This is a genomic window from Mycobacterium sp. SP-6446 (assembly GCF_001954045.1).
Classification (GTDB): Bacteria; Actinomycetota; Actinomycetes; order Mycobacteriales; family Mycobacteriaceae; genus Mycobacterium.
Genome location: NZ_MBEM01000106.1, coordinates 12942 through 36876 on the forward strand (window position 1 = coordinate 12942; position 23935 = coordinate 36876).

Genomic DNA, 23935 nt, shown 5'->3' on the forward strand with positions numbered 1-23935 from the left:
TTCTAGTCTTCTGTGTAAATCCGCACTCCCAGGAGGCAAACGTAGGTGACTTCCATTCAACAGCGTGATGCACAGTCGATTCTGGCTGGCATCGATGATCTGCTTCCGCAGATTCGGGAACGCGCTCAGGCGACGGAGGACTTGCGCCGGCTGCCCGATGAGACCGTTCAGGCGCTCGAGGACGTCGGCTTCTTCACCCTGCTGCAGCCCGAGCAGTGGGGCGGTCTGCAATGCGATCCCACGCTGTTCTACGAGGCGACGCGACGACTGGCGAGCGCGTGCGGCTCCACCGGCTGGGTGAGCTCGATCGTCGGGGTGCACAACTGGCATCTGGCCCTGTTCGACCAGCAGGCTCAGGAAGAGGTGTGGGGCGAGGACCCCAAGACGCGGATCTCGTCGTCGTATGCCCCGATGGGCGCGGGCGTGGTGACCGACGGGGGCTACATCGTCAACGGCTCGTGGAACTGGTCGTCGGGCTGTGACCACGCCAGCTGGACGTTCGTCGGCGGCCCGGTCATCAAGGACGGCCGCCCGGTGGATTTCGGCAGCTTCCTGATCCCGCGCAGTGAATACCGCATCGACGACGTGTGGCATGTGGTCGGGCTGCGCGGCACCGGCAGCAACACGCTGGTGGTCAAGGATGTCTTCGTGCCCCGGCACCGGTTCCTGTCCTACAAGGCGATGAACGACGGCACCGCCGGGGGATACCAGACCAACACCGCCCCGGTCTACAAAATGCCTTGGGGCACAATGCATCCCACCACGATCTCGGCCCCGATCGTCGGCATGGCATACGGCGCGTACGAGGCGCACGTCGAGCACCAGGGCAAGCGGGTGCGCGCGGCGTTCGCCGGCGAGAAGGCCAAGGACGACCCGTTCGCCAAGGTCCGCATCGCCGAGGCGGCCAGCGACATCGACGCTGCCTGGCGCCAGCTCAGCGGCAACGTCGCCGACGAGTACGCGCTGCTGTCCGCGGGCAAGGAGATCCCCTTCGAGCTGCGCGCCCGCGCCCGCCGCGACCAGGTGCGCGCCACCGGCCGCTCGATCGCCGCGATCGACCGCCTCTTCGAGGCGTCGGGCGCCACCGCGTTGGCCAATGACCAGCCGGTGCAACGCTTCTGGCGCGACGCGCATGCAGGTCGGGTGCACGCCGCCAACGACCCCGAGCGGGCGTACGTGATCTTCGGGAACCACGAGTTCGGGCTGCCGCCCGGCGACACGATGGTCTGATTCATGACGGCTACCGAAGAGCTGACGTTCGAGTCCACGTCGCGCTTCGTGGAGGTCGACGTCGACGGGCCGCTGAAGCTGCACTACCACGAGGCGGGTGTCGGGAACGACCAGACCGTGGTGCTGCTGCACGGCGGCGGCCCCGGGGCGGCGAGTTGGACGAACTTCTCGCGCAACATCCCGGTGCTGGCCCGGCAATTCCACGTGCTGGCCGTCGACCAGCCCGGCTACGGCCACTCCGACAAGCGCGCCGAGCACGGGCAATTCAACCGCTACGCCGCGCGAGCGCTCAAAGGCCTCTTCGATCAGCTGGGTTTGGGACGCGTTCCGCTGGTGGGTAATTCGCTGGGTGGGGGGACCGCGGTGCGGTTCGCGCTCGACTACCCGGATCTGGCCGGACGCCTGGTGCTGATGGGTCCCGGTGGGCTCAGCGTCAACCTATTTGCGCCGGACCCCACCGAGGGCGTCAAGCGCCTGGGCAAGTTCTCCGTCGAACCCACGAAAGAGAACCTCGAGGCGTTCCTGCGCGTAATGGTCTACGACCAGAAGCTCATCACCCCCGAGCTGATCGACGAGCGTTTCGCCCTGGCCAGCACACCGGAGTCGCTGACCGCGACCCGCGCGATGGGAATGTCGTTCTCCGGGGCCGACTTCGAGCTCGGCATGATGTGGCGCGAGGTGTACAAGCTGCGCCAGCCGGTGCTGCTGATCTGGGGACGCGAGGACCGGGTCAACCCGCTGGACGGCGCGCTGGTCGCGCTGAAGACCATCCCCCGTGCGCAACTGCATGTCTTCGGGCAATGTGGACATTGGGCGCAGGTGGAGAAGTTCGACGAGTTCAACAAACTCACCATCGATTTCCTGGGAGGTGCGTGATGAGCATCCGCTCGCTGGGCTATCTACGCATCGAGGCCACCGACATGGCGGCTTGGCGTGAGTACGGCCTGAAAGTCCTCGGCATGGTCGAGGGCAAGGGCGCCACGGAGGGTGCGCTGTATCTGCGGATGGACGATTTCCCGGCCCGGTTGGTCATTGTTCCCGGCGAGCAGGACCGGCTCGCGGAAGCCGGTTGGGAATGTGCGAATGCCGAAGGGCTGCAAGAGATCCGCAACCGGCTCGACGTCGAGGGCACCCCGTACAAGGAGGCCACCGCCGCCGATCTGGCCGAGCGGCGGGTGGACGAAATGATTCAGTTCTCCGACCCGTCCGGCAACCCGCTGGCCGTCTTCCACGGCGCCGCACTGGAACACCGCCGCGTGGTCAGCCCGTACGGCCACAAGTTCGTCACCGGCGAGCAGGGCCTGGGCCACGTCGTGCTGACCACCCGCGACGACGAGGAGGCGCTGCACTTCTACCGGGATGTGCTCGGGTTCAAGCTGCGTGACTCGATGCGGATGCCGCCGCAGGTGGTTGGGCGGCCCGCCGATGGGGCGCCGGCGTGGCTGCGCTTCTTCGGCTGCAATCCCCGCCACCACAGCCTGGCGTTCCTGCCGCTGCCGACCCCGAGCGGCATCGTGCACCTGATGGTCGAGGTCGAAGAGGCCGACGACGTCGGCCTCTGCCTGGACCGGGCGCTGCGCCGCAAGGTGCCCATGTCGGCCACCCTCGGCCGTCACGTCAACGACCTGATGCTGTCGTTCTACATGAAGACACCCAGCGGTTTCGACGTCGAATTCGGTTGTGAGGGCAGGAAAGTCGACGACCACGATTGGATCGCCCGGGAAAGCACGGCGGTCAGCCTGTGGGGCCACGACTTCACCGTGGGCATGCGCGGCTAGCCATGTCGGCGCCGATCGATCCGCGGGCCTTCCGGCAGGTGCTGGGTCAGTTCTGCACCGGGATCACCATCATCACCACGGTGCACGACGAGGCACCGATCGGCTTTGCGTGCCAGTCATTCGCGGCGTTGTCGCTGGATCCGCCGCTGGTGCTGTTCTGCCCGACGAAGGTGTCGCGGTCCTGGAAGGCGATCGAGGCGTCCGGGCGGTTCTGCGTCAACGTGCTGACCGAAAAGCAGAAGGACGTCTCCGCCCGGTTCGGGTCGAAAGAACCGGACAAGTTCGCCGGCATCGACTGGCACCCTTCCGAACTCGGTTCGCCGGTCATCGACGGCTCGCTGGCCTACATCGACTGCACGGTCGCGTCGGTGCACGACGGCGGCGATCACTTCGTGGTGTTCGGCGCGGTCCAATCGCTTTCGGAAGCCCCCAAGATCAAGCCGCGGCCGCTGCTGTTCTACCGCGGCGACTACACGGGGATCGAACCGGACAAGACCACGCCGGCCCAGTGGCGCGACGACCTGGAAGCGTTCCTGACCACCACCACCCAGGACACCTGGCTCTAACGCGCTTTACGGCCGCGCCGCGATGTTTGGCGGCGCGCTTCGGAAGTGCGTTCGATATGCATTCACCCATTCGCCGCCAATCGGCCGTTCGGGAGCGGACAATAGGGAGTGATTCCCGGTGGCCCGCTGAGGGGGCGGGCCACCGGGTGGGGCGCGTCTCTACGAAGTGCCCGTATTAGACATATATCAAACAAGCGGAGGCCCGTGACGCAGTTTGGCCATTTTCGGGCCGAGGTCTTGCGCACTGAGGCCTAGCCAGGATCGCTGGGCTTATTGCCGGTGGGCGGACTCGGTGTCGGTCGCCGGCGTAGCCGCCTCGCTCGTCGACTCATCACGAGTCGACTCATCACGACCGTTTGCGGGCCCGGACGCAGCTTCCTGAGCTTCCGCCTTGACTTTCGGGTCGATGCGGTCGGCACGTTGCTGCTGCTCCTGCAGTTCCTCCCGCGAGGTCGCCACCTGGCTCTGATGCGCGGCCGCTCGTTCCTGCAGTCTGGCGGCTTCGGCGGCCTTGACCTCGGCCTCGGCCTGCGCAGCACGCGCCTTCGCCGCTGTTTCATCGGCTAGCGCTTGACGCCGATCGACCTCGGCCGCCTCAGACCGGGCGTGTTCGCGAATCTCTTCGGCCTGCCGTTGCCGGCGTCGCCGCTTTGCTCTGGTCGCCATGACGACAAGGGCGACGATGACGAGGATTGCCACCACGGCGGCGATCACGATCCAGACGATATTGCTGGTGCTCATAATGGGGCTCCGTTGCTCGGGTGTGTTGGTGCTGCCCGTCTACCCGGATCCCCGTACTTGACGCATGCCAAACAGCCAATGCCGGCGCGGGCGCCGCTACATGAAGTCCAGCGCCTCGACCGTCGCGATCGGACCCTCGTGGGTCGGCCGGTTTGCCCCGCCGATGCAGTACACCGTGTTGCCGACCGTGGCTACCACCTCGGCGTGCCGCGACGTCGGCATGGGCGCCAGCGTGCTCCACTTCGCGTTGGCGATGTCATACATCTCGACCGTGTTCAGCACCATCGTCGGTTCTTCGCCGCCGACGGCCACGATGCGGCCATCGATGTACGTGGCGCCGTAACTTCCCCGCGGCGTTGGCATGCCCACCAGCTTGGTCCAGGTCCCCGCCGCGGGGTCGAACCGTTCGAGTGCGGCGGAGTTCTTGTCGGCCGAGAGGAACCGGCCGCCGACCGTGTACACGTACGTGCCGTCGGAGACCGCCGCCAGGTGTTCGCGCGGCGTCGGCATGTCGGCGGCGTCGTTCCACGAAGTGCCGTCGAAGACCTCGGTCTGCGGGACGAGCTGCTTGGCGTTCTGCCCGCCGACCGCCACGAGTTTGTCACCCACCACAGCCGCGGCCGGCGCCGCCCGGGCATGAGTGAGGCTCGGCAGCTCCACCCAGTTGCCGCCGCGCAGCGCGAACACCTTGTTGGACGCGTTCGCGAGGTTGTCGCTCGCACCGCCGAGCACTACCACCTCACCGCGATAGGTTGCCGCCGCCGCGTGGTGCAGCGGGATGGGCAACGGAGGGCCGGTTTCCCAGGCGCCGCTGTGCGGGTCGTAGCTCTCGACGGTCTGCAGCGCAACTCCGTTCTGCAGGCCGCCGATGATCCAGATCTTGTTGTTGAGGACGGCCCACGCCATCATCAATCGGGCCGTCGGCGCGTCCGGCAGGGAGCGCCACTGCGAGGCCGGCTGGATCTTGCGGGCCGGCAGCTTCAGCACCTCCGCCGCGGCGGTCACCTGGCCGTCCCCGACACCGGTCGACCCGCCGATCGCGTAGACGGATTTCTCCACCGCCGCGACGGCCACGCCGTGGCGCGGGGTCGTCATGTCCGGCAGCCCGGTCCACGTTTTGGTCATCAGATCGAACACCGAAACGGTTTTGAGGACTTGCCCCGACGACACGCCCCCGACCGCCACCAGGCGTCCGTCCGTGATGGCCACGCCGAGGTCACTGCGCGCCTGGGGAAGCGCGGGCAACGACGTCCAGGCTTTCGCGGCCGGGTCATACGCCTCGAGCGTCGGCAGGTCCGAGCTGCCGTTGGTGCCGCCGACGGTGTAGACGAGCTTTCCATCCGAGGCCGCGGCCAGCATCTGCCGCGGAGTCGGTATGGGCGCGCCCAGGCTCCAGGAGTTGCCGTCGAAGACCTCGGTCGTGTTCAGTAGCGCGCCGCCCGCGTCGACACCGCCGGTGACAACCAGGCGATCACCGACGACGGCGGCTGCCGCCGCGGCTCGTGGCTGCAACAGGTGCGGCATCTCTACCCAGCGACTGTTGATCACCCGCCAAACCTGGTCCGACGCAACGCTTTTGCCCCCGACCGACTTGAGGCCGCCGAGCACGACGGGGTTGCCCTGCCAGTTGACCGCGGTCGCGCGCTGGACCGCAACCGGTAGATCGTCGCCGCCCTTCCAGCTATCGATGACGGGGTCGTACCCTTCCTGCATGGCGCTGAGGGCGCCGTCGCTTCGAATCCCGCCGAAGATCCAGATGGTGCCGTCGACCTGCGTGGTGGCCCCGGCGTCGCGGGCAACGCGCGCATTCGTGATCGGTTTCCACGCGACCGGTGCCTCCGTGCTCGGTTGGCTCGCGGCGGTCTTGTGGCCGTTGTCGCTCGGAATCGCGAAGACCGCGAGGACGATCACCAGCAGCACGACGGCGGCGGCCGCGCCGGCGACCAGCGCAATGCGACTCCGCTTCTTTCCCGGCTCGCCGAACCAAGCGGCGGCCCGCGCCTGCAGCGGTGGTTTCCCGCCCGGCGGGACGGCACCCGGCGGCTGCGGCTGCGCCGGGATCCTCGGCGGGGTCATTGCGTTGCCGTTTCCCGACGGCGGGGGCGGCGGAGTCGGAACCGGTCCCGGCGGCTCGGCGATGTGCCCGCCGCGCAATCTGGTCGCCGCGGCGGAGTACTCGTCGGACCCGGACGCCGCCAGCGGTGCGGTCGCGGGGGCGGACTCGCTCGGCGGCGGCGGTTTGGGAACGGACGACGTCGTGCGATCCCGCGGCTGCCCCGTTGCAGTGTGTCCGCGGGGGGAAGCGGAGGGCGTTGCGGTGAGGCCCGCAGTCACGTTCACCGTTTGCCCCGGCTCGACGCCGACGCTGGTGATCGCCATCGAATCGGGTTTCAGGCCATTCTGGCGCTGCGCCGATTGCAACTCGCGGCCGAACTGCGCCGCGGACGTGGGCCGCTCGGCCGGATCGATGGCCATCGCATGCTCGATCGCCGCGCACACCGCGTCCGGGATCCCGTCCGGACGCATGTCCGGGACCCGTGTCGTGCTGATCCGCAGATACTGCGCGATGAGGTCCTCGCCGCTGCGGCGTTCGTGTGCGGCGCTGCCGGCAATGAGCGCATAAATCGTGGCGCCGAGGGAGTAAAGGTCGGAACTCACCGTTGCCGGATTACCGGTCATGACCTCGGGCGCGGTGTAGTCGATTGTGCCGGAGAAGAACCCGGTCGCGGTTTCATACCCGCCTTCGATGTGGGCGATCCCGAAATCGCTGAGCTGGGGCTCGCCGTAGTCGTTGATAAGCACGTTCGCGGGCTTGATATCGCGGTGCAAAGTGCCGCTCTTGTGCGCGGTTTCCAGTGCCCCGCACAACTTCACCCCGATCCGCAATGCCTCGGGCCAAGAGATTGGCCCCTCGCGGCGCAACCTGACGGCCAGCGAATCCGCTGCGTGGTAGGGCATCACGATGTACGGCTTGCCGCTCTCGGTCACGCCGACGCGCAAGATGTTGACGATATTCGGGTGCCCCGAGAGGCCGCCCATCGCATAGCCCTCGCGCAGAAAGCGCTCCCTGCTGTCTTCGTCGAAATGCGATGGCAGCACCTTGACCGCGACATTTCGCCCGAGCGCCGTCTCGTAGCAGCAATAGATCACGCCGGCGCCACCCCGGGCGACTTGGCGGGCATCTTCGAATCCGGCGGAAGCCAACTCCGCAGCGAGCCCGCTCGGGGCCGGCGTCGGACCGTCGGTGGCAGGTCCTTCAGCCATTTTTGGGCGCCAATCTGTGCAATGAATGAATTAGCGAGGTCAAGAGTATCGCTCGCGATCTCCCGCGGAGAAGATTCGGCGAGGATAGTTTCCGCGGGACATATTCTGACGCCCGCCTGGGCCAGAATGGCGTCATGACGCTCGATCTGAACGGATACTTCGATCGCATCGACTACCGCGGCGCCGCCGAGCCGAACCTCGAGGTATTACAGGATCTGGTGACCGCCCACACTCGAACCATTCCGTTCGAGAACCTCGATCCGCTGCTGGGGGTGCCGGTCGACGACCTGGGCCCGGAATCCCTCGCCGACAAGCTGGTTCACCGGCGCCGGGGCGGCTACTGCTACGAGCAGAACGGCCTGATGGGCCATGCGCTCGCCGAAATCGGCTTTCGGGTGCGCCGATTCGCCGGGCGGGTGGTCTGGATGGTCCCGCCCGACGCGCCGGTCGGGGCGCAGACTCATACGGTGTTGGCGGTGACGTTTCCCGGTTCCGCGGGCCCATATCTCGTCGACGTGGGTTTCGGCGGCCAGACGCCGCCTTCGCCCATCCGGCTGGAAACGGGCAGCGTCCAGCAGACGACGCTGGAACCGTACCGATTGCGGGACCGCCGCGACGGCCTGGTGCTAGAGGCCCAGATCCGCGGCGAGTGGCAGTCGCTGTACGAGTTCACCGCGCGAAGCCGGCCGGACATCGACCTGCGGGTGGGTAGCTGGTGGGTGTCGACCCACCCGTCCTCGCACTTCGTGACGAGCCTGACGGTCGCACGGTTGACCGACGGCGCCCGAATGAACCTGGCGGGGCGCAACCTGACCGTTCACCGCGCCGACGGCAGCGAGAAGACCCGCCTCGAGGACGCCGCCGCGGTTGTCGACGCGCTGCGCGACCGGTTCGGCATCAATGTCGATGACGTCGCCGAGCGCGGTGCCCTCGAGGCGCGCATCGACAAGGTCCTCGACGCCTAGCGGCGGACCAGCCAGGGCCCGATCCGCCGCAGCGCCTCTTCGATGTCGGTGGTCGGCCCGGCGAAGGACAGCCGGACGAACGCATTGCCCCGCGCGGGGTCGAAGTCGATGCCCGGTGCGATGGCAACGCCGGTGTCGGACAGCAGCTTTGCGCAGAACCCCAGCGAATCGTCGGTGAAGTCGGAGACGTCGGCGTACACGTAGAACGCGCCGTCGGTCGGCGCCAGCCGGTCGATCCCGATCCGGCGCAGCCCGTCGAGCAGCAGCGAGCGGTTGACCGCGTAGTGACGCAGATGTCCGTCGGCCTCGGCAATCGCCTCCGGGGTGAACGCCGCCACCGCGGCGAACTGTGACAGCACGGGCGGGCAGATGGTGAAGTTGCCGGTCAGGCAGTCCACCGCGCGGCGCAGCTCCGGCGGCACCAGCAGCCAGCCGAGCCGCCAGCCCGTCATCGCGTAATACTTGGAAAAGCTGTTGACTACCACCGCGTTTCGCGACGTCTGCCAGGCGCAGCTGGTTTGCGGGGCGCCTTGGTAGACCAGGCCGTGGTAGACCTCGTCGCTGATCAGCCGCACCCCCGAGGCCTCACACCAGGACGCGATCGCCGCCAACTCGGCCGGCGGTATGACCGTCCCGGTGGGGTTGGCCGGGCTGGCGACGACGACGCCGGCCACCGGCGGGTCCAGTTCGGCCAGCATCCCCGCGGTCGGTTGGAACCGGGTCTCCGGTCCGCACGGGATCTCCACCACCTCGCATCCCAGCGCCGACAAGATGTTTCGATAGCACGGGTAGCCGGGACTCGCCAGCGCCACCCGATCGCCCACGTCGAAGCACGCGAGAAAAGCGAGCAGGAACCCGCCCGAGGAACCCGTGGTGATCACCACGGCGTCGGACTCGACGTAGATTCCGTGCTGGCGTTGGTAATCCGCCGCGATCGCGTCGCGCAGTTCCGGGATGCCCAGCGCCACGGTGTAACCCAACTCGTTGAGATGCAGGGCACTGGCCGCGGTGGCCCTTACCGGCTCGGGGGCGCCGACACTCGGTTGCCCTGCCGACAGGTTCACCAGATCGCCGTGGCTGCGCTGGCGCTCCGCGGCCGCCAGCCAGACATCCATCACATAGAACGGCGGGATGCCGGCACGCAGCGCGACGGAGGCGTTCACGGCGTTTTGAGCACCTCGGATTCCAGTCGGCTCAGCAGTTCTCGCGGCGCGCCCAGCAGCTGGGCACTGCCGTGTGCGCGCTTGAAATACAGGTGCATGTCATGTTCCCAGGTGATCGCGATGCCACCGTGAAGTTGAATGCCTTCGGCGGCCGCCCTGTTCAGCGCCTCGCTTGCGGTGAGGCGCGCGGTGGCGGCGTTGGTGGGTGTGGGATCGACGCACGCGTCGGCGACGACGGCCCGCGCCGCCGCGATCGCGACGTACAGATCCGCCATCCGATGCTTGAGCGCCTGGAAGCTGCCGATGGGACGGCCGAATTGCACTCTGCTCTTGGCATATTCGACGGTCAGCTCCAGGCAGCGCTCGGCGGCTCCGATCTGCTCGGCGGCCACCAGGATCGCCGCGGAGTCGGCCAGGCCGGGGTCGGGGCCCAGCGCGGTGGTCTCCTCGGGCCGCACTTGGGCCAGCCGGCGCGTGGGGTCCATCGTCGTCACCGGTTGCGCGCTGAAGCGGGTCCACCTGGCGAGCTGGCCGTCGACCGCGGCGACGACCACGTCGGCGATGTCGCCGTTGACCACATAGTCGGCGTCGAGCACCAGCGCGCCGATCGAGCTACCCTCCGCCAGTCCCGCCAATACGTCGGCGTCCGGCTCTGGCGCCGCCAGCAGCGCCAGCTCGGCCAGCGTGGTGCCCAGCAGCGGGGAGGGCACCAGCGCGCGGCCCAGTTCCTGCAAAACCGTTGCGGCATCGGCCAATTCCCCGCCCGCACCGCCCAGCTCCTCGGGCACCACCAGCGCGGCGGCGCCGACCTGCTCGCACAGCAGCCGCCACAGCGATTCGTCGTAGCCGCGATCGGACTCCATCGCCGCGCGCACCGCCGCCGGCTCTGCGTGTTTGGTGACCAGGGCCGCGACGGTCTCGCGCAGCATCTCCCGTTCTTCGCTCATAACGCCTCCAGCACCCTGCGCCGATGCGCCTCGGGATCACCCCACGCCGAGCGTAATGCCTGCACCCGCAGCAGCCACAGCGACAGGTCGTGCTCCTGGGTGAAGCCGATCGCGCCGTGCGTCTGCAACGACGCCCGCGCCGCCAACAGCCCGGCCTCGGATGCCGCCGCCTTGGCGGCGCTCACGTCGCGTGGCTCCAGCGTCAGCGCCGCGCCGTACACCAAGGGACGGGCCAACTCGATCGCGATATGCACATCGGCCAGCTTGTGCTTGATGGCCTGATAAGAACCGATCACCCGGCCGAACTGCGTGCGCTGCTTCGCGTAATCGACCGCGTCGGTCAGCAGCGCCTCCGCGGCGCCCACCAGCTGTGCCGCGGTGGCCAGCGTCCCGAACCGGCAGGCGCGCTCGACGTCCGCCTGCCAGGGGTCACCGGTCGCCGTCACGTCGTAGAGGCGGCGGCTTGGATCGACGGATTGGTGGCACTCGCCCGTCGCGGCTTCACTGACGCCGGCGTCGGTGGCCAGCAGCACCAGCCCGGCCGCCTCGGCGTCGACCGCGCGCGGCGCGTCGGGCGGCAGTGCGACGCTGGCGATCAGCTCACCGGACGCCAGCCCGGCGCTGCGATCATCCCCGGCAAGCAAAACCGGTGCAACGGCGATGGATTCGGCCACCGGACCCGGAACGCACCAGCGACCGAGGCGTTCCAACGCGACGACCAGGTCCACCGGGTCCGCGTCCAGGCCGTCGTATTTCTCGGACACGGCCAGGGCGGTGACGCCGAGGTTGGCCAGTTGCTCCCACACCTTGCGGCCGGGCGCGACGTCGCCGACCCCCCAGGCGCGCACCGCCCCGGGCAGGTCTGCCGCGCTCAGCGCCGCGTCGATGCTGGCCGCGAAGTCGCGCTGCTGTTCGTCGAGCGCAAATTTCACTTCTTGCCTCCCGACTTTTCCCGCGGCAGGCCCAGCAGCCGCTCGGAGATGATGTTGCGCTGAATCTCGTTGGTACCGGCATAGATCGGGCCGCCCAGCGCGAACAGCAGGCCGTCGGTCCACGGGCCGGCGAGCTCGCCGTCGGCGCCCCGCAGGTCGATTGCGGTCTGATGGATAGCCACGTCGAGATCGGACCAGAACACCTTGGTCACCGACGATTCGGCGCCCAGTTCGCCGCCGGCGGCCAGCCTGGTCACCGTGCCGAAGGTCTGCAGCCGGTAGGCCTGCGCCTTGATCCAGGCGTCGGCAACCCGGTCGGCGAGCTCGGCGGGGGAGCCGGTGTCCTTCCACAGCCGCACCAGCCGCTCGGCGGCCGCCAGGAAGCGGGCCGGGCTGCGCAGCGACATGCCGCGCTCGTTGCTCGACGTGCTCATCGCCGCCCGCCAGCCGTCGTTCGGGGTGCCGATGACGTCCTCGTCGGGCACGAAGACGTCGTCGAGGAAGATCTCACCGAAGCCGGTGTCGCCGCCCAGCTGGACGATGGGCCGCACCGTGATGCCCTTGGCTTTCAGGTCGAACATGAAGTACGTCAGCCCGTGGTGTCGCTCCGCCGAGGGGTCGGACCGGAACAACCCGAAACCCATCTCGGCGAACGGTGCCCGCGAGCTCCAGATCTTCTGCCCGTTGAGCAGCCAGCCACCCTCGGTCTTGGTGGCGGTGGACCGCAGCGACGCCAGGTCGCTGCCGGATTCGGGTTCCGACCAGGCTTGGGCCCAGATCTGTTCGCCGCTGGCCATTTTCGGCAGTATCCGGTCGAGTTGCTCCTCGGTGCCGTGCGCGAACAGCGTCGGGGCCAGCATCGAGGTGCCGTTGGCGCTGGCGCGCCCCGGCGCCCCGGCGTGGAAGTACTCCTCTTCGAACACCACCCAGTGCAGCAGCGGCGCGTCGCGGCCGCCGTATTTCTTCGGCCAGGTGATCACCGACAGGCCCGCATCGAAGAGTACCTTGTCCCAATGCCGGTGTTGCGCAAAGCCTTCCGCGTTGTCGTAGGACTTCGTCGGGATCGCCTCGGCGTTGGCGGTGAGGAAGTCCCGCACCTCGGCCTGGAAGGCCAATGTCTCGTCGTCTAGTTCAAGATCCAATTCAGGCCAGCTCTCGAAGTTGTGGTTTGACCACCTTGCCGCCCGCATTGCGCGGCAATGCGTCGACGAACCGCACCGACCGCGGTGCCTTGAAGTTCGCCAAATGCTCACGGGTATAAGCGATTACCGATTTCTCATCGAGGTTCGAGCCGGGCCGGGTCACCAGGAACGCCCGGCCCACCTCGCCCAGGCGCTCGTCGGGAACCCCGATCACGGCGGCGTCGGTCACGCCGTCGAGCCGGGCAAGCACCTGCTCGACCTCGGCGGGATAGACGTTGAAGCCGCCACAAATGTACATGTCCTTGAGCCGGTCGGTGATGCGCAGGTTTCCGGCCTTGTCGACGGCGCCGATGTCACCGGTGTGCAGCCAGCCGTCGGCGTCGATGGCCGCGGCGGTGGCCTGTGGGTCGTCGAGATAGCCCAGCATCACGTTGGGCCCGCGCAGCAGCACCTCTCCCGATTCGCCGGGTTCCGTTGCGTCGATGCGCAATTCGAAGTCCGCGAACGGGCGGCCGCAAGTGGTGGCGACGGTCACCGCGTCGTCGTCGGCTCGGCACATGGTGCCCATGCCGTTGGCCTCGGTCAGGCCGTAGGCGGTCAGCACGATGTCGATGTCCAGCTCGGACTGCATGCGTTCGACCAACACCACGGGCACGGTGGCCGCGCCGGTCACCGCGAACCGCAGCGAGCTCAGGTCGTAGTCGTTGCGCGCCGGGTGGTCCAGCAGGGTCTGGTAGATCGTCGGCGGCCCGGGCAACACGGTGATGCGGTGTTGCTCGATGGCCTGCAGCGTGCGCAGCGGATCGAAGGTCAGGTGCGGGATCAGCGTCGCGCCGGTCTGCAGGCAGGCCAGAATGCCGGCCTTGTATCCGAAGTTGTGAAAGAACGGATTGATGCACAGATAGCGGTCGTCGCTGGTGATCTTGCCGTTGGCGGCCCACGAGGCCGACGCCGAGAGCGATTGCCGGTGCGCGCACAGCACGCCTTTGCTGCGGCCGGTGGTGCCGGAGGTGAACAGGATGTCGCTGACGTCATCGGGGGACACGGCCGCGGCGCGGTCGGCGACCGCGCCGGTGTCGGTGCCGCCGGCGATGAAGTCCTCCCACGTGCCGTCCTCGGCCTCGATCGGTATCCGCACGATGTGCCGCAGCGCGGACAGGGCCGCGCGGTCGAGGTCGGCGAGTCGATCGTTGCCCAGAAATCGGCCCATCCCGAACAGCACCGGCGCCTCGGTGCGGGCCAGGATGTCGGCGGCCTCCGAGGCGGTGTAGCGCGTGTTGAGCGGCACCATCGCGGCTCCGGCGTGGTGAATCGCCAGGCAGGCGACCACCCAGTGCCAGGTGTTCGGCGACCAGATGGCCACCCGGTCGCGCGGTTGGACGCCGAGGGCGAGCAGCGCGGCCGTCGCGCGGTGCACCTCGTCGCGCAGCTCGGCCGCGGTGAACGAGCGGTCGTCGGTGATCAGCGCGGCGTGGTCGGGGAGCTGATCGGCGAAACGGTCCAGCGCCGCGGGCACGGTGCGCGGATCGTCAGTCATCGATGCTCCTAACAAAGCAAGTGCTTGGTAGGTTAGCCTACAGGGCATGCAGGACGTCGAGGAGTTCCGGGCGGAGGTCCGCGGTTGGCTCGCCGACAATCTGGTCGGCGAATTCGCAGCGCTCAAGGGTCTCGGTGGACCGGGCCGCGAGCACGAGGCGTTCGAGGAGCGCCGGGCCTGGAATCAGCATCTGGCCGCCGCGGGGCTGACCTGTCTGGGGTGGCCCGTCGAGCACGGCGGCCGCGGGCTTTCGACCGCGCACCGGGTGGCCTTCTACGAGGAGTACGCCCGCGCCGACGCCCCGGACAAGGTCAACCACTTCGGCGAGGAGCTGCTCGGCCCGACGCTGATCGCGTTCGGAACACCCGAACAGCAGGAGCGCTTCCTGCCGCGGATCCTCGACGTCACCGAGCTGTGGTGCCAGGGATATTCGGAGCCCGGCGCCGGCAGCGACCTAGCCAACGTCTCGACCACCGCCGAGCTCGACGGCGACCAGTGGGTGATCAACGGCCAGAAGGTATGGACGTCGCTGGCGCACCTGTCGCAGTGGTGCTTTGTGGTGGCGCGCACCGAGAAGGGCTCCAAGCGGCACGCCGGGCTGTCGTATCTGCTCGTGCCGCTGGACCAACCGGGCGTGCAGATCCGGCCTATCGTCCAGATCACCGGCACCGCGGAGTTCAACGAGGTGTTCTTCGACGACGCCCGCACCGACGCGTCGATGGTGGTCGGCCAGCCGGGCGACGGCTGGCGGGTCGCCATGGGAACGCTGACGTTCGAGCGCGGGGTCTCGACGCTGGGGCAGCAAATCCGTTATGCCCGTGAGCTTTCCAACCTCGCCGAACTCGCACAACGCAACGGCGCCGCCGACGATCCGTTCATCCGGGAGCGGCTGACGCGAGCGTGGACGGGGCTGCGGGCGATGCGTTCGTACGCGCTGGCCACCATGGACGTCGAGCAGCCCGGCCAGGACAATGTGTCGAAGCTGTTGTGGGCCAACTGGCATCGCGACCTGGGCGAGCTGGCGATGGACGTCATCGGCAAGCCCGGTCTGACGCTCTCCGATGGCGAGTTCGACGAGTGGCAGCGGCTGTATCTGTTCACCCGCGCCGACACCATCTACGGCGGATCCAACGAGATCCAGCGCAACATCATCGCCGAGCGCGTGCTCGGCCTACCGCGAGAGGTTAAGGGATGAGTCTGGCCGAAGCGCCGAAAGAGGTTGCCGGACACGGGCTTCTGGCCGGCAAGGTGGTCATCGTGACGGCCGCCGCGGGTACCGGCATTGGATCGGCGACCGCACGGCGGGCGCTGGCCGAGGGGGCCGACGTGGTGATCTCCGACCATCACGAACGACGGCTGGGCGAGACCGCCGACGAGCTGTCGGCGCTGGGGCAGGGCCGCGTCGAGAAGGTGGTGTGCGACGTGACGTCCAGCGTCCAGGTCGACGCGTTGTTCGCATCGGCCCATGCCCGGATGGGCCGCATCGACGTGCTGGTCAACAACGCCGGGCTCGGCGGGCAGACACCGGTGGTCGACATGACCGACGAGGAGTGGGATCGCGTCCTGAACGTCACCCTGACGTCGGTGTTTCGGGCCACCCGGGCGGCGCTGCAATACTTCCGCGACGCCCCGCACGGCGGGGTGATCGTCAACAACGCCAGCGTCCTGGGCTGGCGCGCGCAGCACTCGCAGTCGCACTATGCGGCCGCCAAGGCCGGGGTGATGGCGTTAACCCGTTGCAGCGCAATCGAAGCCGTCGAGTACGGGGTTCGGATCAACGCGGTGTCGCCGAGCATCGCCCGGCACAAATTTCTGGACAAGACCACGTCGTCCGACCTGCTCGACCAGCTGTCCGCGGGCGAGGCGTTCGGGCGGGCCGCCGAGCCGTGGGAGGTGGCGGCCACCATCGCGTTTCTGGCCAGCGACTACTCCAGCTATCTCACCGGCGAGGTCATCTCCGTCTCCAGCCAGCATCCGTGACGTGAGCGACGAAGGCCACTAAAGAGCGGCGCAGCTACCTGCAGATATCACGAAGCCACTCCAGGCGCCGTGGGCGGGCGTGGCTGTCGCTGGCGAGGCGCTCAAGTGCGTCTGTGATCGTGAGGTGCCGCAGCCTTCTCGCGCGTTTGACATGGACCCGGCAGAACGTTCCGACCCCCGGTGGCAAGCTCACGCCAGCCGAGTTCGTATACCCGAGTGTCGGCAAGCCGTCGGGACCGCGAGGGAAATCCCACGATGCGGAGTAGTCGGCGAATTTGACCGGCCAGACATCCGGGCCCCAGTAATCGCACAGCGAGTAGCGGAAGAGGACGCAGTGCGGGCCAACTGCCACGTCCCACCTATAGCACGCGGCTACGACGGCGTAGCGGCAGGATCGTGCCGCGCACGCGCCCGCCGCGTCTGGTCAAATCAGGTGGTACCCGGCGACTGGCCAAGCAAGCGCTTGGTTGATACTCTGATCCGGTGGACCGAGTGCCCGGTCAGGCGAACAGCCGGCGAGACGAGCTGCTGGACCTCGCTGCGACCATGTTCGCCGAGCGGGGCCTGCGCGCCACCACCGTGCGCGACATCGCCGACGGCGCCGGCATCCTGTCCGGCAGTCTGTACCACCATTTCTCCTCGAAAGAGGAGATCGTCGACGAGCTGCTGCGCAGCTTCCTGGACTGGCTGTTCGCCCGATACCGCGAGATCGTGGACAGCGAGGCCAACCCGCTCGAGCGGCTGAAGGGCCTGTTCATGGCGTCGTTCGAGGCGATCGAGGATCGTCACGCGCAGGTCGTCATCTATCAGGACGAAGCCAAGCGGTTGCTGTCGCAGCCACGGTTCTCCTACATCGAGGACATGAACCGCCAGCAACGCAAGATGTGGGTCGAGGTGCTCAACCAGGGCATCGACGAGGGCTACTTCCGGCCCGACCTCGACGTCGACCTCGTCTACCGATTCATCCGCGACACCACCTGGGTGTCGGTGCGCTGGTATCAACCCGGCGGGCCGCTCACCGCGCAGCAGGTGGGTCAGCAATATCTCGCCATCGTGCTCGGCGGGATCACTAAAGAAGGAGTCTGAAAGATGCCTCGTGTCGGCGACGATGCAGTGGGGGCACCCCCAGCCGCGCAGCGGCGAGGGGGACGAAGCGATGAGGAGGGGCGACACTATGGCTGAGGCGTACGTCATCGACGCTGTGCGTACCGCGGTCGGCAAGCGCGGCGGATCACTGGCCGGGATACATCCCGTCGACCTGGGCGCGCTGGGGTGGCGCGGACTTCTGGACCGGATCGACGTCGACCCCGCCGCCGTCGACGATGTGATCGCCGGCTGCGTCGACGCCATCGGGGGACAGGCGGGCAACATCGCCCGGCTCTCCTGGCTGGCCGCCGGCTACCCGGAAGAGGTTCCCGGCGTCACGGTGGATCGCCAGTGCGGCTCCAGCCAGCAGGCGATTTCCTTTGGCGCGCAAGCGATCATGTCCGGCACGGCCGACCTCATCGTGGCCGGCGGCGTGCAGAACATGAGCCAGATCCCGATCTCGTCGGCGATGACCGTCGCCGAGCAATTCGGGTTCACCTCACCGACTAACGAATCCAAGCAGTGGCTGCATCGGTATGGCGATCAGGAGATCTCCCAGTTCCGCGGCTCGGAGCTGATCGCCGAGAAGTGGAACCTGTCGCGTGAGGAGATGGAGCGCTACGCGCTGACCAGCCACGAACGCGCGTTCGCGGCGATCCGCGGCGGCCACTTCGACAACGAAATCCTCACCGTGGAAACCGAATCCGGACCGTTCCGCGTCGACGAAGGCCCGCGCGAGTCGTCGATGGAGAAGATGGCCGGCCTGAAGCCGCTCGTCGAGGGGGGACGGCTGACGGCGGCGATGGCCAGTCAGATTTCCGACGGCGCCAGTGCGGTGCTGCTGGCTTCCGAGCAGGCCGTCAAGGACCACGGATTGAAACCCCGGGCCCGCATCCACCACATCAGCGCGCGCGCCGCCGACCCGGTGTTCATGCTAACGGGCCCCATCCCCGCCACCCGCCACGCGCTGGAGAAGACTGGGCTGTCCATCAGCGACATCGATACCGTCGAGATCAACGAGGCGTTCGCACCCGTTGTGATGGCCTGGCTCAAGGAGATCAAGGCCGACCCGGAGAAGGTCAACCCCAACGGCGGCGCGATCGCGCTCGGTCATCCGCTGGGCGCCACCGGGGCCAAGCTGTTCGCCACCATGCTCAACGAGCTGGAGCGCATCGGCGGCCGCTATGGGTTGCAGACGATGTGCGAGGGCGGCGGCACGGCCAACGTCACCATCATCGAGCGGCTATAACGGCGAGGCTTCCTCCGCCTTTCCGGCGAGCGTGAATCACACGACGCTTCTACGGCGTGTCTCGTCGTGGATTTCACGCTCGGGGGTTGTCGGTGCGGGTGGGCACCATCGCCGGCATGACGGAGCTGTTTCTCGGTAGTGAGGTCCTAGCGGCCAAGGCAATGCCGGAGCGTGTGATGCGCTCGCTGTACGAGCCGGTGTACCCGGGCGTCTACGTTCCCAGCGGCATCGGGCTGACGGCGCGCCGACGTGCCGAGGCGGCCTGGCTTTGGTCTCGGCGCAGAGCGGTCATCGCCGGCAACTCTGCGGCAGCGCTCCTCGGCGCCAAGTGGGTGAGCTCGTCGCTGGATGCTGAGCTGATATACGGCAACCGCCACGCACCGGCCGGCATCACCGTGCACAGCGAGACGTTCCTTCCCTGCGAGGTAGTCAAAGTCAACGACATGCTGGTAACCACCCCGGCGCGTACGGCCTTTGATATCGGGCGGTGGACCTCCTCACGACTCCAGGCGCTCCAGCGGCTTGATGCCTTGGCGAATGCGACCGACGTCAAGTGCTCCGATGTGAAGGCAGTTATCCGCGAGCACGCCGGTGCGCGCGGTCTGCTTCGGCTCCGAGCGGCCTTGCCACTCGTGGACGGAGGCGCGGAATCCCCGCAGGAGACACGAGCAAGGTTGGCTCTGATCGACGCGGGACTACCGAAACCCCGAACGCAGATACGGGTGTTCGACGAATACGGCGACTTCGTCGCCCGCATCGATATGGGCTACCAGGACCTGCGTGTCGGCATCGAATACGACGGACCCCAACACTGGACAGACCCTTACCAACGCGACCGCGACATCGACCGGTACACCGGATTGCTTGACCTCGGCTGGACGATCATCAGGGTCAGCAGCGACCTGCTGCGTTACCGGCAGGGCACGTTCGTTGCCCGTGTCGCTGCCGCAATGCGAGCGGCGGGATGGCATCCGTGACGGCGAGTGTGAACCATCCGACGCGCGGTCGGCGTGTCGCGTCGCGAGATTCACGCTCGATGCGGGAGTTAGCCTTCGATCAGGCCAGACGCCGCCTGGAGGTGTTCGATCGCGTCGCGCACGATCGATTCGATCAGCTCGGCGCACGACGGCAGGTCGTCGAGGATGCCGGCCACCTGTCCCGACGCCAGCACGCCGGCGTCGGTGTTGCCCTCGACGAGGCCGGCCTTCAGCAGCATCGGCGTATTGGCCGCCATCACCACCTGCGACCAGGTCAGCTCCTTGCCGTGTCGCATCGCCAGTCCGTCGCTGATCATCGACCGCCAAGTCATCTGCGACATCTTCTTGAACTTGGCGGCATTGCGCAGCGCCGCGGTGAAACCCCTTGCCCGCGAGCCGCTTTCCAGCTTATCGACCAGCCCGGTGCGCAGTACCCGGTGCGGCATGCCGTCGACGCGGGTGGTGACCACCGTGCCGTCCAGCGCCGCCTCCAGGTACCGCCGCTTGACCGCGTCGGGCACGGTGGAATCCGAGGTGAGCAAGAACCGTGTGCCCATCGCGACCCCGGCGGCGCCGTAGGACAGCGCCGCGGCGAGGCCACGCCCGTCGAAGAATCCGCCCGCCGCGATCACGGGGATGTCGGTGCCCTTGACCGCGTCCAGCACGGACGGCAGCAGCAGCGTCGTCGCTACGGGCCCGGTGTGCCCGCCGCCTTCGCCGCCCTGGACGATCATCGCGTCGGCGCCCCAGCCCGCGACCTTGCGCGCGTGCTTGGCCGCACCGATCGAGGGGATGACCACCGCCCCGGCATCTTTCAGCCGCGCTATCAACTCTGGTTTGGGTGCCAGCGCAAACGACGCGACCTTCACGCCCTCGCGGATCATCAGCTCGACCCGGTCGCCGGCGTCGGCCGCGTCGGCGCGAATGTTCACGCCGAACGGCTTGTCGGTGGCCGCCTTGACCTTGCCGATCGCGGTCGCCAGCTCGTCCAGGGTCATGGTCGCCGACGCCAGGATGCCGAGCCCGCCCGCGTTGGCCGTGGCGGACACCAGCCTGGCACCGGCCACCCAGCCCATTCCGGTCTGCACCACCGGATGCTCGACGCCGACCAGTTCGGTCAGCGGCGTGCGTAATCTCATGAACGTATCTCTCTGTCGCGCAGCGACTTCGGGTCGATGACCGAGCGGATCAGGCTCAGCTCGTCGTCGGTCGGCAGCCTCGTCTCCTCAGCGCCGTCAAGGCCGTGCACCTCGAACGACGTGTTCTCGCGGACCTCATCGGGCGACACACCGGGGTGCAGGGACACCGCACGCATGGTCTTGTCCGGGCCGCCGAAGTCGAACACCCCGAGGTTGGACACGACCCGGTACGGGTTGGCGAACCGGAACGCCGGGTTTGCCTCGTCGATCTTGTCCCAGCCGATGCCGCAGACGACGTCGACCGCTTCGCAGAACACCCGCTTCGAGTGGTTGCCGACCCAGTAGCTGGTCGCATGGTTGATCGCGTTGCCGGGTGCGCCCCGGAGGCCGAACATCTGCCGGGTCGGATGCTGCAGCGGCCCGAACGCCGAGATGTTCTGATTTCCAAAGCGATCGACCTGATTGGCGCCCATGATCACATGCCGCCGGCCCCAGGCCAGCGTCTCGAACACCCGGCCGAATGGCATCCAGCCTTCGACCGCTCCGGCCTTGCCCAAGGCCGGGGTGTCGGCCAGGAGCTGGGCTTCGCCATCGGTGAGCAGGATGTCGGGTGAGAACGTCAGCCGGGCCAGCCGCGCGCCGACGGAGGCCATGTTCGTCATCGGGCTGACCATGATTTCGCCTGCGTCCCTGAACAACTCGGCGCAGGCTACGGCGCAGATTTCAGCTCGGGTACTGCTCACTTGGAAGCCTCCTCCGCGAACGCGCGCACGGCCGCCTGGTATTCGTCTTCGCCACCCGAGAGGTAGGTATGGACAAATCGCTGCCAGCCGTCTTCGGTCGAGGCGGCCTCGGCGTAGTGCCGCTGGAACTTCTCGTCCCGGCCGTAATCCGGTGCGGCGGTGGTGAAGTGGGCCCCGCCAGGCGCCTCTACCACCGCGTCGACCATCATCCGGTTCACCAGTAGCGCCTGCGGTGGCACCGCCTTGATCAGCTCCTCGGTCGGCACGACACGTTCCACCGACAGGTAGCGCTTCTCGGCGGCCATCAGGAAGAGATCGTCGAAGTAGGGATCGATGCCGGTGTAGGCCGCATTGCCTTGACTATCACCGAGATTGAGGTGCACGAACGCGGCATGCAATCGCAATGCGGGCATGGCGATCAGCGTCTCGTATCCGCCGCCCGGGGCGGGGTAGGGGCTGGTTACGGTCCGCAATTCGCCTTCCCAGAAGTCGGGCACCGAGCTGCCCAGCCCCGCGCGGATCGGCAGGAACGGCAGCCGCTGCGCCGCCGCCTGCAGCCCGCAACGCAGCATGCCCTCGTCCATTTCCCGTGCTTCGATCGCGCCGCCGGTGCGTGCCTTGGCGAACCAGGGATCGTAGAAGGGCGGCGAATCCAGCGACACGAACCCGTAGTAGACGCGCTTCACCTTGCCCGCCGAGCACAGCAGCCCAAGGTCGGGACCGCCGTAGGTGACCACCGTCAAGTCCGTGACGTCGGTGCGCAGCATGGCGCGCACGAAGGCCATGGGCTTGCGCCGCGACCCCCAGCCCCCGATGCCGATCGTCATGCCGCTGCGCAGTTGCGCGACCGCGTCGTCCAGCGTCGTCCTCTTGTCGCTCACTCCTTCTTGCCCTTCGCTGTCCCGGCGAACGCGTCGCGATGCTCGTCGGACACCCCGGCGAGGTTGAGCTCGAAGGTAAAGCCTTGCTCCATGCGATAACTCGAGTTGACCCGTTGCACGTCGATCAAGTTGAGCGCCTCCTTGGCCGCCCGGATCACCCGGGTGTCCTTCGCGGCGATATCGCGCGCCACCCGCAGCGCGGCCTCGTCCAATTCCTCCCGCGGTACCACCTCGTGCACCGAGCCGAAGTGGTGCAGGGTGGCGGCGTCAACGGTGGCCGCCGTGAAGAACAGGCGCCGCATCAGGTGCTGGGGCACCAGCCTCGAGAGGTGGGTGGCCGCCCCGAGCGCGCCGCGCTCCACCTCCGGGAGCCCGAAGGTCGCGTCGTCGGAGGCCACGATGACGTCGGAGTTGCCGACGAGCCCGATGCCGCCGCCGACGCAGAACCCGTTTACCGCCGCGATCACCGGCACCGCGCATTCGTAGACGGCGCGAAACGCGGCGAAGCAGCCGCGGTTGGCGTCGATGAGCGCGGTGAATCCCTCGGTGCGCTGCATTTCCTTGATGTCGACGCCGGCGTTGAAGCCGCGACCCTCAGCCCGCAGGATCACCGCGTGCGTTGCGCTATCGGCGCCGGCGGCTGTGATGGCATCGGCGAGTTCGAACCAGCCCTGCGACGGGATGGCGTTGACCGGCGGATAGTCCACGGTGACGGCGACTATGCCCGGTTCCGTGGTGGTGGATGTGATCGTCATTGGCACTTCCTGGTGGGCGGTTACCTAAGCAAGCACTTGCTTGGTACGCTAGCACAGTGACTCACGCCGACGGAGGCCCACCTTCTGGTGAAGCCATCAATTTGGGATTGGCCGGTCGGGTGGTGTTGGTCACCGGCGGCGTGCGCGGCGTAGGCGCCGGTATCAGTTCGGTTTTCGCCGCACAGGGCGCGACCGTGATCACGTGCGCGCGCCGCGCCGTCGAGGGCATGCCCTACGAGTTCCACTCCTGCGACGTCCGCGACGACGAAGCCGTCAAGGCGCTGATCGACTCGATCGTGGAGAAGCACCGCAGGCTCGACGTCGTGGTCAACAACGCCGGCGGTTCGCCGTACGTCCTGACCGCGGAGTCCAGCCCAAAGTTCAACCGCAAGATCATCGAGCTCAATTTGATTGGTGCGCTGCTGGTTTCGCAGTGCGCCAACGACAAGATGCAGGACCAGCCGGGCGGTGGGTCGATCGTCAACATCTGCAGTCTCAGCGGCCGGCGGCCAAGCCCCGGCACGGGAGCGTACGGGGCGGCCAAGGCCGGGCTGGAAAGCCTGACGCAGACGCTGGCGGTGGAGTGGGGACCGAAGGTCCGGGTGAACGCCTGCGTGGTCGGCATGGTGGAGACCGAACAAGCAGACTTGTTCTACGGCGACGCCGAATCGATCGCCGCTATCTCCAAAAATGTGCCACTGGGCCGGATGGCCAAGCCCGAGGACGTCGGTTGGGCCGCAGCCTTTTTGGCGTCCGACGCGGCGTCCTACATCAGCGGCGCCTCGTTGGAGGTACATGGCGGCGGCGAGCCGCCGCACTATCTGGCCACCACAAACGCGAGTTCGATCAAGTAGGGATCC

General features: G+C 67.7%; 22 protein-coding genes. 11 read left to right on the forward strand and 11 right to left on the reverse strand.

The features are described from left to right. Nucleotides 1–45 precede the first annotated feature (45 nt). From hsaA to hsaB, 4 genes are read left to right on the forward strand one after another with little or no spacing between them, the layout of a single operon-like run. On the forward strand, nt 46–1230 hold the full coding sequence (gene hsaA / locus A5736_RS08935) for a 3-hydroxy-9,10-secoandrosta-1,3,5(10)-triene-9,17-dione monooxygenase oxygenase subunit (protein ID WP_076064160.1): 1185 nt from the start codon (nt 46–48) through the stop codon (nt 1228–1230). 3 nt (nt 1231–1233) lie between these two features. Continuing rightward, nucleotides 1234–2106 carry a 4,5:9,10-diseco-3-hydroxy-5,9,17-trioxoandrosta-1(10),2-diene-4-oate hydrolase gene (gene hsaD, locus A5736_RS08940; RefSeq protein ID WP_076245693.1) on the forward strand — a complete coding sequence of 291 codons (873 nt, stop codon included), beginning with the start codon at nt 1234–1236 and terminating at the stop codon, nt 2104–2106. After that, the gene (gene hsaC, locus A5736_RS08945) at nt 2106–3008 is read left to right on the forward strand and encodes an iron-dependent extradiol dioxygenase HsaC (protein WP_076245695.1); all 903 of its coding nucleotides are present in this window, start codon (nt 2106–2108) and stop codon (nt 3006–3008) included. Before hsaD ends, hsaC begins: the two co-directional genes overlap by 1 nt. Before the next feature lie 2 nt (nt 3009–3010). After that, nucleotides 3011–3574, forward strand: coding sequence for a 3-hydroxy-9,10-secoandrosta-1,3,5(10)-triene-9,17-dione monooxygenase reductase subunit (gene hsaB, locus A5736_RS08950; protein WP_076128562.1), 564 nt, complete (start codon nt 3011–3013; stop codon nt 3572–3574). A gap of 270 nt (nt 3575–3844) precedes the next feature. On the opposite strand, the gene A5736_RS08955 is transcribed toward hsaB, so the two are convergent. Both A5736_RS08955 and A5736_RS08960 read right to left on the reverse strand, forming a co-directional pair. Further along, nucleotides 3845–4288 carry a hypothetical protein gene (locus tag A5736_RS08955; RefSeq protein ID WP_254848330.1) on the reverse strand — a complete coding sequence of 148 codons (444 nt, stop codon included), beginning with the start codon at nt 4286–4288 and terminating at the stop codon, nt 3845–3847. A gap of 123 nt (nt 4289–4411) precedes the next feature. Beyond that, complete coding sequence (locus A5736_RS08960; protein WP_076128565.1) at nt 4412–7579, reverse strand: serine/threonine-protein kinase; 3168 nt, start codon at nt 7577–7579, stop codon at nt 4412–4414. A gap of 134 nt (nt 7580–7713) precedes the next feature. On the opposite strand from A5736_RS08960, the gene A5736_RS08965 reads away from it, so the two are divergent. Further along, nucleotides 7714–8544 carry an arylamine N-acetyltransferase gene (locus tag A5736_RS08965; RefSeq protein ID WP_076245698.1) on the forward strand — a complete coding sequence of 277 codons (831 nt, stop codon included), beginning with the start codon at nt 7714–7716 and terminating at the stop codon, nt 8542–8544. On the opposite strand, the gene A5736_RS08970 is transcribed toward A5736_RS08965, so the two are convergent. Genes A5736_RS08970 through fadD3 form a run of 5 tightly spaced genes read right to left on the reverse strand, consistent with a single transcriptional unit; the run spans nt 8541 to nt 14265 of the window. Then, nucleotides 8541–9659 carry a pyridoxal phosphate-dependent aminotransferase gene (locus tag A5736_RS08970; RefSeq protein WP_076245758.1) on the reverse strand — a complete coding sequence of 373 codons (1119 nt, stop codon included), beginning with the start codon at nt 9657–9659 and terminating at the stop codon, nt 8541–8543. The two genes, A5736_RS08965 and A5736_RS08970, sit on opposite strands and share 4 nt — an antisense overlap. 44 nt (nt 9660–9703) lie before the next feature. After that, nucleotides 9704–10654, reverse strand: a complete 951-nt coding sequence (locus A5736_RS08975; RefSeq protein ID WP_076245700.1) for an acyl-CoA dehydrogenase family protein — start codon at nt 10652–10654, stop codon at nt 9704–9706. Further along, entirely contained in the window at nt 10651–11586 is a 936-nt protein-coding gene (locus A5736_RS08980; protein WP_076245701.1) for an acyl-CoA dehydrogenase family protein, read from the reverse strand. Before A5736_RS08980 ends, A5736_RS08975 begins: the two co-directional genes overlap by 4 nt. Beyond that, complete coding sequence (locus A5736_RS08985; protein ID WP_076245703.1) at nt 11583–12728, reverse strand: acyl-CoA dehydrogenase family protein; 1146 nt, start codon at nt 12726–12728, stop codon at nt 11583–11585. The genes A5736_RS08980 and A5736_RS08985 overlap by 4 nt, the downstream gene beginning before the upstream one ends. A 1-nt stretch (nt 12729) precedes the next feature. Continuing rightward, nucleotides 12730–14265, reverse strand: a complete 1536-nt coding sequence (fadD3, locus tag A5736_RS08990) for a 3-((3aS,4S,7aS)-7a-methyl-1,5-dioxo-octahydro-1H-inden-4-yl)propanoate--CoA ligase FadD3 (protein ID WP_076245705.1) — start codon at nt 14263–14265, stop codon at nt 12730–12732. Nucleotides 14266–14311: 46 nt separating this feature from the next. Between fadD3 and ipdE1 the strand changes: the two genes are divergently transcribed. The 5 genes from ipdE1 (at nt 14312) to A5736_RS09015 (ending at nt 19557) form a co-directional block, all read left to right on the forward strand. Next, the gene (gene ipdE1, locus A5736_RS08995; RefSeq protein WP_076128577.1) at nt 14312–15460 is read left to right on the forward strand and encodes an acyl-CoA dehydrogenase IpdE1; all 1149 of its coding nucleotides are present in this window, start codon (nt 14312–14314) and stop codon (nt 15458–15460) included. Continuing rightward, on the forward strand, nt 15457–16245 hold the full coding sequence (ipdF, locus tag A5736_RS09000) for a (5R,7aS)-5-hydroxy-7a-methyl-1-oxo-2,3,5,6,7,7a-hexahydro-1H-indene-carboxyl-CoA reductase (protein WP_076128579.1): 789 nt from the start codon (nt 15457–15459) through the stop codon (nt 16243–16245). The genes ipdE1 and ipdF overlap by 4 nt, the downstream gene beginning before the upstream one ends. A gap of 483 nt (nt 16246–16728) precedes the next feature. Then, nucleotides 16729–17331 (forward strand): TetR family transcriptional regulator KstR2, encoded by a 603-nt coding sequence (kstR2, locus tag A5736_RS09005; RefSeq protein WP_139333214.1) that lies wholly within the window; start codon nt 16729–16731, stop codon nt 17329–17331. Between the two features lie 88 nt (nt 17332–17419). Next, on the forward strand, nt 17420–18580 hold the full coding sequence (fadA6, locus tag A5736_RS09010) for a steroid 3-ketoacyl-CoA thiolase FadA6 (RefSeq protein ID WP_076128583.1): 1161 nt from the start codon (nt 17420–17422) through the stop codon (nt 18578–18580). Between the two features lie 116 nt (nt 18581–18696). Next, nucleotides 18697–19557 carry an endonuclease domain-containing protein gene (locus A5736_RS09015; protein ID WP_076245760.1) on the forward strand — a complete coding sequence of 287 codons (861 nt, stop codon included), beginning with the start codon at nt 18697–18699 and terminating at the stop codon, nt 19555–19557. A gap of 68 nt (nt 19558–19625) precedes the next feature. On the opposite strand, the gene ipdC is transcribed toward A5736_RS09015, so the two are convergent. Genes ipdC through echA20 form a run of 4 tightly spaced genes read right to left on the reverse strand, consistent with a single transcriptional unit; the run spans nt 19626 to nt 23075 of the window. Continuing rightward, nucleotides 19626–20696: a (3aS,4S,5R,7aS)-5-hydroxy-7a-methyl-1-oxo-octahydro-1H-indene-4-carboxyl-CoA dehydrogenase gene (gene ipdC / locus A5736_RS09020; RefSeq protein WP_076245707.1), complete on the reverse strand. Its 1071-nt coding sequence runs from the start codon at nt 20694–20696 to the stop codon at nt 19626–19628. Further along, nucleotides 20693–21439 (reverse strand): cholesterol ring-cleaving hydrolase subunit IpdB, encoded by a 747-nt coding sequence (ipdB, locus tag A5736_RS09025; protein WP_076128587.1) that lies wholly within the window; start codon nt 21437–21439, stop codon nt 20693–20695. Before ipdB ends, ipdC begins: the two co-directional genes overlap by 4 nt. Then, nucleotides 21436–22320 (reverse strand): cholesterol ring-cleaving hydrolase subunit IpdA, encoded by an 885-nt coding sequence (gene ipdA / locus A5736_RS09030; protein WP_076245708.1) that lies wholly within the window; start codon nt 22318–22320, stop codon nt 21436–21438. Before ipdA ends, ipdB begins: the two co-directional genes overlap by 4 nt. Continuing rightward, a complete protein-coding gene (gene echA20, locus A5736_RS09035; protein ID WP_076128591.1) occupies nt 22317–23075 on the reverse strand; it encodes a (7aS)-7a-methyl-1,5-dioxo-2,3,5,6,7,7a-hexahydro-1H-indene-carboxyl-CoA hydrolase in 759 nt (252 codons plus the stop codon). Before echA20 ends, ipdA begins: the two co-directional genes overlap by 4 nt. A 95-nt stretch (nt 23076–23170) precedes the next feature. Here echA20 and A5736_RS09040 point away from each other — a divergent pair, with 95 nt between their 5' ends. Further along, nucleotides 23171–23929, forward strand: coding sequence for an SDR family oxidoreductase (locus A5736_RS09040; protein WP_076245762.1), 759 nt, complete (start codon nt 23171–23173; stop codon nt 23927–23929). The last annotated feature ends 6 nt before the right edge of the window (nt 23930–23935 follow it).